Origin of the sequence: Micromonospora sp. NPDC049089, assembly GCF_040648775.1 — a bacterium.
Classification (GTDB): Bacteria; Actinomycetota; Actinomycetes; order Mycobacteriales; family Micromonosporaceae; genus Micromonospora.
In genome coordinates, this window is sequence record NZ_JBEZEH010000003.1 from 52,361 (window position 1) to 67,986 (window position 15,626).

Below are 15,626 nucleotides of genomic sequence, written 5' to 3' on the forward strand. Positions count from 1 at the left end.
CGGGAACCACCAGATAGTCGTGCGTCAGATCGAGGTGCCGCCGACACCTCGGCGAGTCGGCAACCCTACGGCTACCGGCTCGCCGACGCCGGCCCTCATCCGAATCGCGCCGTGGTGTCAGCGGTGGTTTGCGAATGTGATTTCGCCACGGGTTTGGGCTCTGATGTGGTCGCTGGCGAGCATCGCGTGCGGGAAGCCGAGCTCGATGGCGCTGGCTTGGTCGAGCCGAGTGAGCTGCGACGGCGTGAACTCGACCTCCAGTGCGCCGAGGTTTTCCTGTAGCTGTGCTGATGTACGGGCACCGATGACTGGGGAGGTCACCGCGGGGTTCTGCAGGGTCCAGGCCAGGCCTACCTGAGCGGGCGTGCGGTTCAGTTCGCTGGCGATCTCTTTGACCACGTCGACGATCGCGAGGTTGCGTTCGGTGACCCCACCGAGTGCCAGATTGAAGCCCTTACGGGCGCTTTCGGCGGCTGCGGCATCTGGCGTGGCCAGGTCTTGGCGGCTGTATTTGCCGGTGAGCACCCCGCCGGCGAGTGGTGACCAGAGGACCGTTCCCAGCCCCAGTTCCCGGGCCATGGGAAGCAGGTCGCGTTCGGCGGTGCGTTCGATCAGGTTGTACTCCAGCTGCACCGCGGCCAGCGGCGACCATCCGCGCAGGTCGGCGATGGCGTGCATGCGGGAGATCTGCCAGGCCGGGGTGTTGGAGATCGCCACGTACAGGACCTTGCCTTGGCGGACCAGGTCGTCAAGGCCGCGCAGGATCTCCTCCACGGGTGTGGTGAAGTCCCAGACGTGCAGGTAGAGCAGGTCGATGTAGTCGGTCCCCAGCTGTCGCAGGCTGGTCTCGACGGCGCCGTTCAGGCTCTTGCGGCTGGCACCGCCGGAGTTTGGGTCGCCTGGGGTGCGCAGTGTCGTGTATTTCGTGGCCAGCACCAGGCTGTCCCGGCGGCCGCGGGCGAACTCGCCCAGCATCCGCTCGGAGGTGCCGTTGGTGTAGGTGACAGCGGTGTCGATGAAGTTGCCGCCACGCTCGACGTAGAGGTCGAACAGCCGGCGCGCCTCGTCCTTTTCGGCGCCCCAGCCCCAGTCGTTGCCGAAGGTGGCAGCGCCGAGCGCGAGCGGTGAGATCCACAGCCCGGAGCGGCCGAGTTGGCGGTAGGTATCGAGCGTGAGTGACATCAGGTTCTCCTGAGCTGGTGATGGCATGCGGTGAGAAAAGCCAGGTGTGCCGCGGCTGGTTGCGCCGAGGGAACGGTCAGGCGCTGAGCCCGTAGCCGCCGGCCACGACGATGTCCTGTCCGGTCAGGTAGCTGGCGGCGTCCGAGGCGAGGAAGGCGACGACTTCCGCGATCTCCTGGCTGGATCCGAAGCGCTCGAACGGGATGTTCGCGCGCATGGCGTCGCGTCCGACTTCGGGAACTCCGAGCTTGTCGAAGAGCGGGGTGGCGATCGCTCCGGGACTCACGGTGTTGACCCGGATCCGGCGGGGGGCCAGTTCGAGCGCGAGGGAGGGCAGCATCGCCAGCAGCGCTCCGCGAGTTGCCGCGCCCATCGTTGCGCCGGGACTGCCGCGCCGGGCGCCGATCCCGACGGTGATGACCACGGAACCGCCGTCGTTGATCAGGGGGAGCGCCTTCTGGAGGGTGAAGTATTGGCCCTTGAAGTTGATGGCGACCTGTTCGTCGAACGATGCCTCAGTCACCTCGGCTACCGGTGCCGGGCGGAAGACTCCGGCGTTGAGGAACAGCAGGTCGAGGGAGCCGAAGTGGTCGGACACAGTTTGTACGAGTGCGTCGGTGTCAGCGAGGCTGCGCGCGTCGGCGCGGGTTACGAGCACGTTGTCGGGGAGTGCGGCTTTCGCCTTGGCGATCGTGTCGGGGTTCTGACCAGTGACGGCGACCTCGTACCCCCGGGCGTGCAGTAGCTCTGCGGTGGCGAGGCCGATCCCGGAAGTTCCGCCGGTGATGAGCGCTCTGGGCATGGTGGCTCCTCAGGTCCGAAACGGGGAGATCCCCGCTTAGCCTGGCCTACACTAAACGGGGATGCCCCCGTTTTGCCAACCCTGACCCAGCCCGACTCAGCGATTGTGATGACCATGACTTCTCGATCGGCCGGTCTGCGCGCCGACGCCCGCCGCAACCGCGAACACCTGATAGCCATCGCGGCTGAAGCCTTCGCTGCCGGCAACCAGACGATCTCGCTCGACGCGATCGCCAAACGCGCCGGCGTCGGCAGCGCCACCCTCTACCGCCACTTTCCGACGCGCGAGGACCTGGTCGAAGAGATCTACCGCGACCAGATCCGCCCGCTACACGAGGACGCCCACGCCCTGCTGGCCAGCCAGCCACCGGACCGGGCGCTACACATCTGGATGGGCCGGTTCGCCGCATGGGCCACCGAGCGGCGCGGCATCTGTGAGGCCCTGGCCGCCATGAGCGCCTCGGGCCGCTTCGGCACCGGCCCGGTCTGCGACGAGGTCCAGCAGATCCTGGGAGAACTACTGAGCGCCGGGGCACAGACAGGACACCTGCGCGCCGACGTCGACCCGATCGATGTGGGAAGCATGCTCGCCGGCTTGCTCTCCGTAGCCGGCACTGCGGAACATCGCCCCCAGTTCGACCGCATGCTCGCGATCGTCGTCAACGGCCTGCGGCCCGACGGGTCATGAGTGCGGGCAGTGCGGGAGGCCGATGTCGACATAGGACGAGGCTTTCGGTACGACAGCAATCGTTTACCTTGGCTAGTGCCGCCTTGACGGCGCACTGACGGGTGGGAACCTGCTGTTCGGAACATCAGGCGGCCGGAAGTCGCTGTCGAGTCGCAGTCAAGCCCGCTGACGTAGCCTGCGTTCTTCGCAACCTCTCTGCACTAGGAGCGCCGCTGCGCCCGTGAGCAACAGGCCGTATACCCAGCGGTGACCTCGTGGTGGACCAGCGCGGCGGAGAGAGACTGTCAGGTGAGAAAGTCCCGCAGCGCTATGGTCAAGCCGTCGGGATTCTCTTCAGCGACGTGGTGTCCGGACTCAATCGGATGACCACGAAGATCATCGGCCCACGCCGCCCAGACCGTGAGCGGATCACCGTAGAGGTTCTCCATGTCGTCCCGCGTGGACCAGAGGAAGAGCGTCGGGCAGCCTACGGTGCGGCCCGCGTGCCGGTCGGCTTCCTCGTGCTCTCGGTCAACTCCGAGGCCAGCGCGGTAGTCCTCCAGCATCGCCCGCACCGTGGCTGGGTCGTGGATGGCCTGCCGGAACTCCTGGTAGTTTTCGGCTCCCATGCTGTCGGGCCGCGCCTTGCTGGCGTACCACGCGTCGGGATCGGCGTTAATTACCCGTTCTGGCGTGTCAGCCTGGGCGAAGAAGAACCAGTGGTACCAGTCGCGGGCGAACGTGGCGTCGCACCTCGCGAGGGCCTCGCTGATCGGCACGCCGTCGAGCACGACCAGATGGCTAACTGCGTGGGGATGGTCCAGTGCCAGGCGTAGCCCGACGTAGGAACCGCGGTCGTGCCCAACTACGGCGAACCTCGGGTGGCCCAGAGCATTCATCAGCCGGACGAAATCCGCTGCCACTGCTCGCTTGGACTGCTGGGAGTGGTCGGGGAGGATGCGCGCTTTTCCCGACTGTCCGTAGCCGCGCATGTCCGGACAGACAACGGTGAACCCGCGTTCGACCAACTGCGGCGCGACCCGATGCCACGTCGAACCGGTACGGGGATGGCCGTGAATGAGAAGAACCGGAAGGCCCTGTCCGGCGTGCCGGACTCGTAGCTCCACTTCCCCGACGTCGATCCGCTCGTCCGTGAAGTCATCGAACATGACAGACAGGTGTCCAGACGGACCGTCGGGCAAACTCCCCTTTTCGGCAGATTCGGATGCTGTGGGTGTATGCCTGCACCCATGGCGTAAGTCCTGTCGCCGGTGGCCCCTGGGAAGGCGGGTTCGGCAGCGCTCCAACGTCGCCGCCGAAGCTCAGAGCCGCCTCCAGACCAGCCGGGTGCTGAACATGACCGACGACCCCGGCGTCAAGGAGATGCTCCGATTCAACCTGGCCCGCGATACCTACCACCAACAGCAGTGGCTGCTCGGCATCGAACAGCTCATCGAGGACGGCTTCAGCGACCCGACGCGGGCGGGGCACACGCCCAGGGCGTCACCAACGTCGTCCGCAAGGTCAAGATGCTCTCCAGTGACCGCGGGTGCCTGCGCGCCTCCACCCTCTCGGAAGGAAGACCGGGAGCGGGCAGAGCAACCCGAGGAGACGTGACGTCCTTTGTCAGAGCCGGTGACCCCGCCAGGCGTGCGTCCGTACGCGATGCCCGGGGCACCGCTGCTTGACGCTTCTAAGCATCTGGCCGGAGGTGCAGGACTTCACTGGTCTCGATCAGTTGCTTCGACTCTCGCAGCGCTGCCCGGATCGCCTGTTCAGGATCCCGACCGGTGAGCCGTCGGGCCGCGGCGGCGGCAGTGAGTCGGGCGCCGTCGCGCAGCCGTACGGCGATCTCGGTCCCCCGGCCGGCCCGGCCTGCACCGAGACGGCCGCCGGCCCTACAACATCTCCAGTGGTTGTGGGCCGGTAGGTGGCGGGAATGCCATGTCGAGTGCCGTGATGTCCTCCTCGGTCAGGTGCAGGTCGCGCGCTTCCGCGTTCTCCCGGGTGTGTTCCGGGTTGGACGATCGAGGAATGGCCGCAACCATGTCCTGCCTCAGCACCCAGGCCAGCGCGACCTGAGCGGGCGTCGCCCCGTGCCGCGCGGCGACCTGCGCGACCTGGTCGTGGCCGAGTAGTCTGCCCTGTTCGATCGGGGAGTACGCCATCACCGGAATCCGGTGTTCACGTAGCCAGGGCAGCAGGTCGTACTCGGGGCCGCGGCGGGTGAGGTTGTACAGGATCTGGTTGGTCGCGCAGTCGTTCCCGCCGGCCTCGAGCAGCTCGGTCATGTCGGAGAGGTCGAAGTTGCTCACGCCCCACTGTCCGATGTCGCCGGCGTCGACAAGTTCGGCGAACGCCTCGATCGTCTCCGCGAGTGGATGGTTGCCGCGCCAGTGCAGCAGATAGAGGTCGATGTGGTCGACGCCGAGTCGTTGCAGGCTACGGCGGCAGGCCTGCACGGCCCCCTGGCGGCTGGCGTTGGACGGCAGCACCTTGTCGACCAGGAACACATCGTCGCGTCGTCCGACAATGGCCTCGCCGACAAGCTCCTCGGAGGCGCCATCGCCGTACATCTCCGCAGTGTCGATCAAGGTCATGCCCAGGTCGAGGCCGGCGTGCAGGGCGGCCAGCTCATCCCGTCGCTTTGCGGGACGCTCACCCAGGTACCACGTGCCCTGGCCGAGCACGGGCATGGTCTGGCCGGACGGCAGTTGGATCGAAGCGGTAGGGAGTGTCATGTCGGCCTTTCCGGGGCCTCGGCGCCAGTGGGGTCAGTGCGCGTTACCCGCATCGACAGGAAGCAGTCTCCGTAGGGCGACCTTTCCTCCGCAGAGCTGCCTGATCGGCGAGCAGGCCCATCCGTCCGCCCGTAGGAGCCTTCGATGACCTGTTTCCCGGTTCTGACACCGGGAAGGCGACCGCGAGCGAACGATGCGCTGCCGACGGCGCGGCGCCGCGATGGGAAGGCCGCCACAATGGCGCAGAGCCAGCAGCCACTGACCGGCAAACGAATCGCTTGTCTCGCCGCGGACGGGGTGGAGGACGTGGAGTACACCCAGTCCCGAGCCGCCGCAGAGCAGGCCGGCGCCGAGGTCCACCTGATCTCACTGGATTCCGGTGAGATCCAGTCGATGAACCAGGACATCAACCCTGCCAACCACTACCGGGTGGACCGGACTGTCAACGAGGCCAGCGCGGCCGACTACGACGCCCTGCTGCTGCCGGGCGGGACGGTCAACCCCGACCGGCTTCGGATGAACCCACAGGCGATGGACTTCGTTCGGGCGTTCTTCCAGCAACAGAAGCCGGTGGCGGCGATCTGCCACGGCCCGTGGTCGTTGGTCGAGACCGGCATGGTCAACGGCCGGACCGTCACCTCGTTCCCCAGTCTGCGGACCGACATCCGCAACGCGGGCGGGAACTGGGTGGACCAACAGGTACAGGTCGACAACGGCCTGGTCACCAGCCGCAACCCCGGTGACCTTTCGGCCTTCTGCGCCAAGATGGTCGAAGTGTTCGCTCAGGGCGAGAACGTCCGCCAGACGGCGACGGCTTGACGCGACGGGGCTCAGGATCCGGCGCATCGGGGCGGGCCTGGGCCCCCACAGCGGTGGCATCCCTGACGCCGCGCTGAGCAGCGGAACAGGGATCACCTCCATACCGCGACCGATGCGCGGATTGAGGTGATTTCCGAGGGGTATGCGGGCCTCTATGGGTTGCGTACCGGACTTCCACGAGCCGGAATGGCTCGGCCGGGGTGCGACCGGATACGGAGGCGACCCGTGACTCAACTAGCAACCCGAGAGGCCGCTCAGGCCAGGCAGGAAGACCTACAACGGCGAGGGCGCCGGCTCGGCTGGATGAGTCTCGGTCTGGGGATGGCACAGCTGGCGGCACCGGACACGGTGCGCCGAATCAGCGGGGTGGACGACTCCTCGACCTCCCGGACCATGGTGCCGCTGGTCGGGGCGCGGGAGCTGGTCCATGCGGCCGGGCTCCTGACGAGCCGGCGCAAGGGCATCTGGGCGTGGACCCGGGTCGTGGGCGACGCGATGGACCTCGCCTCTCTCGGGGTGGCCATCGCCCACCGAAGCGGGCACCGCCGCCGTCGCCTCGTCGGTGTCACTGGCGCCATCGTCGGGATCACGGTGGTGGACCTGCTGACCGCCGTCCAGGCCATCCGCGCCACGAGGATCGGTTCGGCGGTGCCGGTACGAGGCCCACGCGAAGGAGGATCCATGGAGCTGACAGCCACGACAACCATCCGCAAACCCCCGCCCACGGTCTACGCGTTCTGGCGTGACCTGGACAACCTCCCCACGTTCATGGCACACCTCGAGACGATCCGCGCCACCGGCGACCGTACGAGCCACTGGTCCGCCAGCGCGCCCTTCGGCAAGAATGTCGAGTGGGACGCGGAGATCACCGACGAGAACCCCGGCGAGATGATCGCGTGGCGGTCCACCGGGAACGCCGACGTGCCGAACGCCGGCACGGTCCGGTTCGTTCCCGCCCCGGATGGGGTCAGCACCGAGGTGCATGTCGTCATGTCGTACGACATCCCGGGCGGCCCGGTCGGCAAGGTGGTTGCCAGGTACTTCGGTGAGGAACCGCACCAGCAGCTGGACGACGACCTGCGCCGGCTCAAGCAGGTGCTGGAGACCGGCCAGGTGGTTCGATCCGAGGGGGCCCCGTGGGGCAAGCGGGCCCGCAAGGAGTTCCCGCAGCGTCCGGCGCAACCGCTGTCGGACTCCGAGCTCGCGAAGGGGGCAGACGCGTGAGGGCGAACACCTGGGCGGGCCGCAACAAGGTCAAGGTCCGTGACGTACCGGACCCGAAGATCCTCAACGACCGCGACGCCATCGTACGGATCACCTCCACCGCGATCTGCGGCTCGGACCTGCACCTGCTCGACGGGTATGTGCCCACGATGCAGGACGGCGACGTCATGGGTCACGAGTTCATGGGTGAGGTGGTGGAGGTCGGCCGGGGCGTCGACCCAGGTCGGCTGCGCCTCGGGGACCGGGTCGTGGTGCCGTTCCCGATCGCGTGCGGAGCGTGCGGTGCCTGCGCCGCCGAGCTGTACTCCTGCTGCGAGAACTCCAACCCCAACGCCGGGATCGCGGAGAAGATGTTCGGCCACCCGGTTGCCGGGATCTTCGGCTATTCGCATCTGACCGGTGGCTTCGCCGGCGGTCAGGCGCAGTACGCGAGGGTTCCGTTCGCCGACGTCGGTCCGCTGAAGATCGAGGCCGACCTCACCGACGAGCAGGTGCTGTTCCTCTCCGACATCCTGCCCACCGGCTACATGGGCGCCGAGATGTGCGACATCCAGCCCACCGATGTGGTGGCGGTGTGGGGCGCCGGCCCGGTCGGGCAGTTCGCGATGGACAGCGCCCGGGCGCTCGGCGCCGCGAAGGTCATCGCCATCGACAAAGAGCCGTACCGGCTGCAGATGGCCGAACGGGCGGGCCACACGCCGGTGAACTTCGAGGACGTGGACGTGCGGTCCCGGCTGCTGGAACTGACCGGTGGGCGGGGGCCGGACAAGTGCATCGACGCGGTCGGCATGGAAGCCAGCCACGGTGCCGCGCACGTGCACGCCTACGACCGGATCAAGCAGGCAGTCCGATCGGAGACCGAGCGCCCGCACGCGCTACGGCAGGCGATCCTGTCCTGCCGCAGCGGCGGCATCGTGTCGGTGATCGGCGTGTACGGCGGCTTCCTCGACAAGTTCCCGGCCGGGGCGTGGATGAATCGGGCGCTGACCCTGCGTACCGGTCAATGCCACGTGCAGCGCTACATGAAACCGCTGTTGCAGCGCATCGAACGTGGGGAGATCGACCCGACCCGGGTCATCACCCACACCCTGCCACTCGACCAGGCGGAACGCGGCTTCGAGATCTTCAAGAACAAGCAGGACAACTGCGAGAAGGTCGTCCTCAAACCCTGACCACCACCCGCATCCGGCCACCGCGGCACGCCCGGTGGCCGGATGCGGCGTCTGTCCGCGGGCGCCGACCTTCCGCGGACGGCCGCACTCGCACCCCCGGCTCTCCATCTGTTTGCCATGGACGACCCTGGGTAGGCGCAGTCGGTGAGCGGGCCAGACGCAGACCTAGGCACCCGGTCAGACACCAGCCGCGCGGTGGCGTTCAGCGACGCCATCTTCGCCATCATCATCACGTTGCTGGTCCTGGACCTGCGGGTGCCGGACGTTCCTCCTGGCCGCCTCCTCTCCGGACTCCTCGAGCAGTGGCCCTCGTACGCCGCTTATCTCGCGTCCTACTCGTATGTGGCAGTCGTCTGGCTCAACCACAAGGCGGCGTTCAACCGCATCCAGCAGGTCGATCGCGGCCTGCACTGGATGAACCTGTTCGTGCTGTTCAGCACGGCGTTGCTGCCGTTTCCGACCGCCGTCGTGTCGGACGCGCTGCAGGAGCACAACAACGCGGACCAGCGGGTGGCCGTCGCCTTCTACGCGCTGATCGGCGCGTTGCTGTGCGCTACCTGGCTGGCGTTCTACCACTACCTGGCAAAAAACCCGGACCTGCTCAAGGACCAGGCCAGGGGCGGCTTCTTTCCCGTCGAGCGGCTCAGAGCCCTCGTCGGGGTCGTCCTTTACGTCCTCGCGGGGTTGGTCGGCTACCTTGTCGCGCCGTTGATCGGCCTGGCCATCTTCGTCCTTCTGCCCGTTTTCTACGCCATCACCAGCGCTGGCCTGTACCAGTCGCCCGTGACCCGACGTATCACCCACAGTCCTCCGCCACGACCCTGAGATGGACGACCCGCCGATTAACCCGGACGGCGGCGGGTACCCGCCGTCATCCGGTTCGAGAGGGGATCCGAGGTGAACTACAACGAGTTCATTCAGTCTGTGGCAGCACGACCCAGGGTTCCGCCCGAAAAGGCCGAACCGATCACCCGCGCCACGCTTGAGACCGTGGCAAAACGGGTCACCGGTGGCCAGGCAAGGGACCTCGCCTCCCAACTCCCCGAGGAGCTACGCGGCCTGGTGTCCAGGCCCACCGAAGATCCGCAACGGTTCGGCCTCACCGAATTCCTCCAACGGGTGCAGTCCCAGGCAGGGGTGGATCACCAGGTGGCCACCGACGGAGCGCGAGCCGTCTTGGACACCCTCCGTGAGGCTGCCAGCGCGAAGGAGTACGGGGACTTCGTCGACCAATTGCCGCAGGAGTTCTGGCAGTTGACCGGGCCGGGGTCGGGACAGCTTCAGCCCCGCCGGATCGGCACCTAATCCGTTCGGACGTCAGGCGAGGCCCAAGGAGTGCGTGATGACCGAACCGGAGAGCCGGGACACGGGCGCACGGGAGTCGCCGGCGCAACCGCGTGAACGCGTTGATGGGCAGCGCGACGCCGAGGAAGGCGCAAAATCCGCCGAGCCGGGCGAGAGCCGCAGTGTCGCCGCCGGGCCGACGGGTGCCAAGCCCGGCGAACACCCCCTCATTCCGGAAAGTGGTGCGCACGGCCTTCCTCAGCCGGCTGGTGGGCGCAGCAGCAAAACAATGTCAGACCCGGACGTCGTCCTCCAGATCCCGCAGGTCAAAGTTGATCAGATCTACGTCGAGGTAGACGATCTGGACACCTCTGTTTCTCTGCGAGCACGGCTGGGCAGCCTGCTCCAACTCGACGTGGGCGTTCAGGCGCGTCTCGGCACGGTGAAGGTCGACATCAAGGGCGTCGAGGCCGAGGCGATGCTTGAGGTTCGGCTCGATGAGCTCCGGGGCATCCTCGACAGCGCCCTCCGCACAATCGAGCGGAACCCCCAGATCGTCGAGTCGCTGGTGAAGACAGTGGACAACGCCGTGAACCAGGTCGGGCAGACGGCGCAGGAGGCGCTGGGACCCGATGGACCGCTGTCGCAGACGCTGCAGCAGGCAACCCAGCAGGTCGGCCAACAACTCGGGCAGGCCACCCAGCAGCTCGGACAGAGCACCCAGCAACTTGCTCAGAGCAGCGGGACGGTGGCTGGCAGCGGCATGGGGGGTCTCGGCACCGTGCTGGGCGGGTCTCCGGCCCACGCCGCGTGGCAACGGATGAAAAAGATCGTCAACAGCAGCCAGCCACTGAGGCAGATCACGACATGGCTGGCCGGACCGCAGGGGCAACAGCCGCCGAGCTGACTCGACGTCCGCGGCCAGCAGTGTGGCGAGCTGTCCGATGCGCACGTCGACGACGTCCGGGAGAAGGCTCACCGCCGCCATGCCCTCACCCACCGCCAAGGCGGCGATCCTGCTGTCCTGGCTGGGTGAAGGCGTCCTGGTACGGCAGCTACTCGATGCTCACCTGCCACGATTCGACCCTTCGGCCACATTCATCGGTGGTCATTCTGGCGACGGCGACACCAATACCGCGCCAAACGGCCTACTACCAGCGAAGACTCCGACTCCACCGGGTGCGACTGGAGTACCGAGCGCGGTTCAGCACCAAACGCCTGACCCCGTGGTCGAGTTGCGGTCATCCGCGCGGCGCTTGGTCCGCAGGAGCGTCGGGGCGCCGAGCTGCACGGCTCGGCGGCGGGGGGATGGTGCCGTCAGTACGAGTCGTGGCCGTCGCAGTCGCGGCCGCAGCCTTGGGTTTGCGGCGGTGGAGCGTGAGAGTCATGACCAGCACGACCAGCGCTCCGACGATCAGCCCGAGGATCGCGCTGGCCACCGTGTTGACGAGCCAGCCGACGAGCCCGCCGAGAACACCCGTGGCGTCGTGGGCGGCGACCTCCACGTGGTGCACGGCCTCGTACAGGAAGTGCAGGTTCAGCTCGTTCGTGCCTAGCAGCAGGATGTGCCCGCCCACCCACAGCATCGCCGCGGTGCCGACCACCGTCAGCACGGTGAGGACCACCGGCATCGCCCTCACCAGACCGCGGCCGAACGTGGCGACGGCGCCGGAACGTTGCGACAGGCGCAGCCCGGCGTCGTCCATCTTCACGATCAGGGCCACCACGCCATACACCAGGACGGTTATGACGACGGCGACGACAGCCAGGATCACCAGGCGGGACCAGAACGCCTCATCGATCACCTCGTTAAGGCTGATGACCATGATCTCCGCCGAGAGGATCAGGTCGGTTCGTACCGCCCCGGACACCAGTGTCGTCTCGTCCTGCACCTTCTCCTCGCCCGCACCGGAAGCGCCGTGATGGGCGATCTTGGCCCACACCTTCTCCGCGCCTTCGTAACAGAGGTAGGCGCCGCCGAGCATGAGGATCGGAGTGAGCAGCCAGGGCACGAACTGACTGAGCAGCAGCACCGCAGGCAGGATGATGAAGAACTTGTTGCGCAGCGACCCCACGGCAATGCGCTTGATAATCGGCAACTCGCGCTCGGCCGCCAGGCTCCGCACGTACTGCGGCGTGACGGCAGCATCGTCGACGACGACACCCGCAGCCTTGGCGCCGGCCTTCGCTGCGGCCGCCCCGATGTCATCGATAGACGCGGCAGCGGCCCGGGCCAGCACCGCCACGTCATCCAGCAGGGCTACGAGTCCACCGGCCAAGGGAGGGTCCTTCCAGGGTTGAGCGCAGAGTTCGAACTGGCCCATTCTCGCTCAGGTCCCTGTGCGCGGCACGCCACCGCCCGGCCGTATGTCAGGCGAGAGCTCGAGGTGAGCGACCATCGCGCTCGGCCGACGGTCCGCCACCACCGCGCCCGGGTCATCACCTGGCGCCAGTTCAGGCCGAACCCGTCCGCCGCAGCGCCGAGTCCAGCTACCGCCAGGTCTGGGCCAGACTCGTCTCTGGCCTCGGCGGTCCCGCCGTGGCCGCTCAGACGTCATCGGCTCTGGCCGGAAACACCTTGAGATCCCCCCGGCCTTTTGCTGGTTCCGCCGGGCGTGAGATACGCCCGGCGGAACCAGAGGTGTTTATCCGAGTGTGAAGCGGAAGAAGCGGGGGCGGTAGATGCCAGGGTCGCGGTAGTGGTCACCGTCGGGCGAGACGCTGGTGTCCATGCTGTTGACGTTGTACGACGCGATGAACGTGTCGCCGGAGCTGAACGCCGGGTGCACGTGGGCGTTGTACGAGATGACGTTCGGGTTCCAGTAGCTGCCGTATGGTCCGGGTTCGGGCATTCGGTAGACCGGGGTCTTCTGGGTGAAGGGACCGTAGGGTGAGCAGGACGTCCAGGCGTTGATCTGGCCGCTGAACGCCTGGGTGCTGTCCTGGCTGAGCAGCAGGAACTGTCCGCCCCAGGGGGTGACGCTGTATTCGTTGGCGATGCCGGTCAGCAGGTTGCGGGAGTTCTGCTCACGCATCGTCCAGCCCCACGGTGTGTGGTACTGCCAGGTGCCGCTGGCGAGGTCGCTGCCGTAGACGCGGGCGATGCGCATCTGCTTGTTGATCGGCGAGTCGTCCACGCCGTAGACGTAGGTGTAACCGTCGCCGCTGCGGCTGGCCGGCAGCAGCCCCGAGCCCCAGGCGACCCCGCTGGCGGAGGGCAACTCCCGGACGCTGACCGGGGTCCGCAGGTTGGACAGGGCGAAGTTGGCGACGACGTTGCGGTTGAACCGCCAGTCCCAGGCGCCGGAGCCGAAGCGCTCGTACTCCTGGTATACCACCTGGAGTTGCCCGCCAGAGAGGTGACCGTCACCGACCCAGTACCACTTACCCGGTCCGGAGGGCGGCATCAGCGCTCGCGGAGCCCCGGCGGTGCCGCCCTGGTAAGTGGTCAGCGTTCCACCGCTCTGCACCACGAATGTGTTGTTCACCAGCGGAGCGCTCACTGGTCGGGTGCCGTCGCCGTTGAGCGGTCCCATCCAGGTGTCGGAGAACAGCCACACGATCCGCCCGTCGGGCAGCTTCACCGAGTACGTCGAGTCACCGCCGGTCCAGCCGTCCCGCGTGCTGGCGGCGTACCGATTGAATGTGCCCTCCGGCTCGACGGTGGTCTCCACGCTGCGCACCGACAGCGGCCGCAGAACGCACGAGCGGCGTGTGAGCGGCAGCGTGGTCTCCACGTAGGTGCTGAACGTCTTCGGGCTGCTGTCCGCGTCGGCGGAGTGGATGTCAAGTTCGGTCCAGGTGGTCACCAGAGTGGCCACCATGGGGTACGCGAAGTCCGGCACGGTGATCAGACCGCCGGCGTCGGGGTAGCGCACCGTCTGGATGCTCGGGTACTTCACCTGCGTGCCAGCGCTGCCAGCCGGCGACCAGAGGACCACTGCGGAGCTGCGGTTGGCGTCCTTGCTCGTGTCGATCAGCAGCGTCGAGCAGTACCCGCAGCCCGGGTCGCCGGAATTCTGGACGGCCCGGAAGTCATGGTAGACGGCGCCGCCCTTGCGCAGAATGTCCTGGTACTCCACGTGCGTGCCAGCGGGGGTGGAGTGACTCTTGCGGGCCGGCCTCGCGCCGCCGAGAATGTCGCCGCTCGTCCCACTCAGGGCGGAGATGTTGTCCCGCCACAATCTCGTGTCGGTATCCGTGTACCCGTAGCTGCGCCACGCGTCCACCGTCGGGGCGGGGGCGGCGTTCGCCTTGGCCAGCCGATAGTTGGCGATGTGGTAGCCCAGCAGCATGTCCTTGAAGTTCAGGCCATAGCCCTGCGCGGCGTGCCGGATCGCCTCGATCGGCAGATGGTCGTGGTCCCGGATGCTTTCCCAGGTCCGCCGCACGAAGACCGGGTCGATCTGCTCGGTGAGATAAGTGGGCAGCAGGAACGCCCCGTATTGCGGGCCGCCACCCAGGCCACCCCACGAGTTGAGCGCTGAGCCCGGCATGCTGAGCACGTCGTAGACGTTGCGCGCATACAGCCCTTCCTCGCCGGGGATGGGCAGGTACGGCTCTCGGACGTAGGTCTGGTGGGCGGCCCACTCCGCGGTGGCCTCCATCCACCAGTTCATCGAACCGAACTCCTTGCTGCCAACGTAATTGAAGACGAAGTCGACGGCTATGTCAGACTTGTCCCAGTACTGGTACTGCATGACGTGGAACAGCTCATGCCGGGGCAGGTAGTCCCAGTCGGTCTGCCCGTTCGGCACCAGGATGGTGGCCTGCTGATTGAGCCCGAACGGCAACACGAAAGGCGCGTCGATCGGGATGCCGAGCCCGCCGACGACAGGGATCTCGTCAACGCCGTAGACCAACACCCACGGCTTGCCGTCGCGCACCGGCAGCGGGTAACCCATCTCGCGGTACTCGTCGACAGCGATCGCGAGCGAATTCAGTAGGTGCTGGACGGCCTTGGCCCGGCCGTTGGAATGGTAGTCCGCCGGGATGCCCGGTCGGCCTGCTCCGGCGATGTTGAACAGGATGAGGAACTCGCCGGCGGATGCCCGGCAGCGGTAGGTGACACCGAGATAGTCGAACGGGTCGGCGGCGCAGTCGTTGTAGCCGGCCGCCGCGGGGGCGGCAGCCGGCGCGGCGACGTCCGGCGCGATCATCCTCGCCGCCTCGGGCTCAACGCTCGCCGCCAGCATCGAGAGGTAGGTCAGGTACCGCTGCGGGTCGCGGATGGCATCGGCCTGCCGTAGGTGGGCGGGTACCGCCCGGGGTGAGCGAAGCGCGGTGAGTCCGTACCGCACTGCGTCGTCGCGGGAGAGCTTGCCCTGGTGGTACGCCGAGAGGATCCGTTCGTTCGGGCCGAAGTCGGGCGGAGTGACTGCCTTGTGCGGCGCGATGCTGGGCGGGGCCTCCTCGAACGGCTTGGGCCTCGGGACCGGCGGGGTGATCGGTTCCGGCTCGGGGGTGTGCGGCGCTGGAGCGGTGCCAATGGCACGGCTGGCGGCTCGCGCGGTGTCTGGGTCGGGTGCCGCCTGCGCAGCGCCGCTGGTAGACACTGCCCCGGCCAGAACTACCGTCGCTATGACCAGAGCCAGGGTCTTCCTCATCTACCGCTCCTAGCGTGGAGGTTGTTGGAGATATCAAGTTGCACGTGCGGATCGAGGGAGCCTTGACATGACACTGTGGACCGTTTCGATCCGATATGGGCCGATCCTCCACCCTTGGGTCGCCGGCAGA

Annotated in this window: 13 protein-coding genes and 1 pseudogene; 8 read left to right on the forward strand and 6 right to left on the reverse strand. The window is 67.3% G+C overall.

The features are described from left to right. Positions 1–117 precede the first annotated feature (117 nt). Together AB0B48_RS01370 and AB0B48_RS01375 are read right to left on the reverse strand one after the other, a co-directional pair. Positions 118–1,182 carry an aldo/keto reductase gene (locus AB0B48_RS01370; RefSeq protein ID WP_357194214.1) on the reverse strand — a complete coding sequence of 355 codons (1,065 nt, stop codon included), beginning with the start codon at positions 1,180–1,182 and terminating at the stop codon, positions 118–120. A gap of 76 nt (positions 1,183–1,258) precedes the next feature. Further along, entirely contained in the window at positions 1,259–1,984 is a 726-nt protein-coding gene (locus AB0B48_RS01375) for an SDR family oxidoreductase (protein ID WP_357194217.1), read from the reverse strand. A 72-nt stretch (positions 1,985–2,056) separates the two neighbouring features. Here AB0B48_RS01375 and AB0B48_RS01380 point away from each other — a divergent pair, with 72 nt between their 5' ends. Beyond that, entirely contained in the window at positions 2,057–2,671 is a 615-nt protein-coding gene (locus tag AB0B48_RS01380; RefSeq protein ID WP_357194220.1) for a TetR/AcrR family transcriptional regulator, read from the forward strand. Between the two features lie 284 nt (positions 2,672–2,955). On the opposite strand, the gene AB0B48_RS01385 is transcribed toward AB0B48_RS01380, so the two are convergent. Next, entirely contained in the window at positions 2,956–3,819 is an 864-nt protein-coding gene (locus AB0B48_RS01385; protein ID WP_357194223.1) for an alpha/beta hydrolase, read from the reverse strand. 130 nt (positions 3,820–3,949) lie between these two features. Here AB0B48_RS01385 and AB0B48_RS01390 point away from each other — a divergent pair. Continuing rightward, a pseudogene (locus tag AB0B48_RS01390) lies at positions 3,950–4,120 on the forward strand (manganese catalase family protein); the annotation flags it as partial. Between the two features lie 428 nt (positions 4,121–4,548). Here the strand turns inward: AB0B48_RS01390 and AB0B48_RS01395 are convergent. Then, positions 4,549–5,391, reverse strand: a complete 843-nt coding sequence (locus tag AB0B48_RS01395) for an aldo/keto reductase (protein ID WP_357194226.1) — start codon at positions 5,389–5,391, stop codon at positions 4,549–4,551. Positions 5,392–5,628: 237 nt separating this feature from the next. Between AB0B48_RS01395 and AB0B48_RS01400 the strand changes: the two genes are divergently transcribed. From AB0B48_RS01400 to AB0B48_RS01425, 6 genes are all read left to right on the forward strand, one after another. Continuing rightward, complete coding sequence (locus tag AB0B48_RS01400) at positions 5,629–6,210, forward strand: type 1 glutamine amidotransferase domain-containing protein (protein WP_357194229.1); 582 nt, start codon at positions 5,629–5,631, stop codon at positions 6,208–6,210. 303 nt (positions 6,211–6,513) lie between these two features. Then, on the forward strand, positions 6,514–7,434 hold the full coding sequence (locus tag AB0B48_RS01405; RefSeq protein WP_357194231.1) for an SRPBCC family protein: 921 nt from the start codon (positions 6,514–6,516) through the stop codon (positions 7,432–7,434). Beyond that, complete coding sequence (locus tag AB0B48_RS01410; protein WP_357194234.1) at positions 7,431–8,606, forward strand: zinc-dependent alcohol dehydrogenase; 1,176 nt, start codon at positions 7,431–7,433, stop codon at positions 8,604–8,606. Before AB0B48_RS01405 ends, AB0B48_RS01410 begins: the two co-directional genes overlap by 4 nt. 195 nt (positions 8,607–8,801) lie before the next feature. Further along, a complete protein-coding gene (locus AB0B48_RS01415) occupies positions 8,802–9,431 on the forward strand; it encodes a TMEM175 family protein (protein WP_357194237.1) in 630 nt (209 codons plus the stop codon). 99 nt (positions 9,432–9,530) lie between these two features. Further along, on the forward strand, positions 9,531–9,911 hold the full coding sequence (locus tag AB0B48_RS01420; RefSeq protein ID WP_357194314.1) for a DUF2267 domain-containing protein: 381 nt from the start codon (positions 9,531–9,533) through the stop codon (positions 9,909–9,911). 37 nt (positions 9,912–9,948) lie between these two features. Then, positions 9,949–10,797, forward strand: coding sequence for a hypothetical protein (locus tag AB0B48_RS01425; RefSeq protein WP_357194240.1), 849 nt, complete (start codon positions 9,949–9,951; stop codon positions 10,795–10,797). 334 nt (positions 10,798–11,131) lie between these two features. On the opposite strand, the gene AB0B48_RS01430 is transcribed toward AB0B48_RS01425, so the two are convergent. Both AB0B48_RS01430 and AB0B48_RS01435 read right to left on the reverse strand, forming a co-directional pair. Next, positions 11,132–12,169 (reverse strand): DUF808 domain-containing protein, encoded by a 1,038-nt coding sequence (locus tag AB0B48_RS01430; RefSeq protein ID WP_357194243.1) that lies wholly within the window; start codon positions 12,167–12,169, stop codon positions 11,132–11,134. Positions 12,170–12,535: 366 nt separating this feature from the next. Next, a complete protein-coding gene (locus AB0B48_RS01435; RefSeq protein ID WP_357194246.1) occupies positions 12,536–15,496 on the reverse strand; it encodes a hypothetical protein in 2,961 nt (986 codons plus the stop codon). Between the last annotated feature and the right edge of the window lie 130 nt (positions 15,497–15,626).

Bases quoted from the DNA above. Each gene is read 5' to 3' on its own strand.
- AB0B48_RS01370 (WP_357194214.1), bottom strand. From the start codon at position 1,182: ATGTCACTCACGCTCGATACCTACCGCCAACTCGGCCGCTCCGGGCTG.
- AB0B48_RS01400 (WP_357194229.1), top strand. From the start codon at position 5,629: ATGGCGCAGAGCCAGCAGCCACTGACCGGCAAACGAATCGCTTGTCTC.
- AB0B48_RS01435 (WP_357194246.1), bottom strand. From the start codon at position 15,496: ATGAGGAAGACCCTGGCTCTGGTCATAGCGACGGTAGTTCTGGCCGGG.
- AB0B48_RS01395 (WP_357194226.1), bottom strand. From the start codon at position 5,391: ATGACACTCCCTACCGCTTCGATCCAACTGCCGTCCGGCCAGACCATG.
- AB0B48_RS01425 (WP_357194240.1), top strand. From the start codon at position 9,949: ATGACCGAACCGGAGAGCCGGGACACGGGCGCACGGGAGTCGCCGGCG.
- AB0B48_RS01375 (WP_357194217.1), bottom strand. From the start codon at position 1,984: ATGCCCAGAGCGCTCATCACCGGCGGAACTTCCGGGATCGGCCTCGCC.
- AB0B48_RS01385 (WP_357194223.1), bottom strand. From the start codon at position 3,819: ATGTTCGATGACTTCACGGACGAGCGGATCGACGTCGGGGAAGTGGAG.
- AB0B48_RS01405 (WP_357194231.1), top strand. From the start codon at position 6,514: ATGAGTCTCGGTCTGGGGATGGCACAGCTGGCGGCACCGGACACGGTG.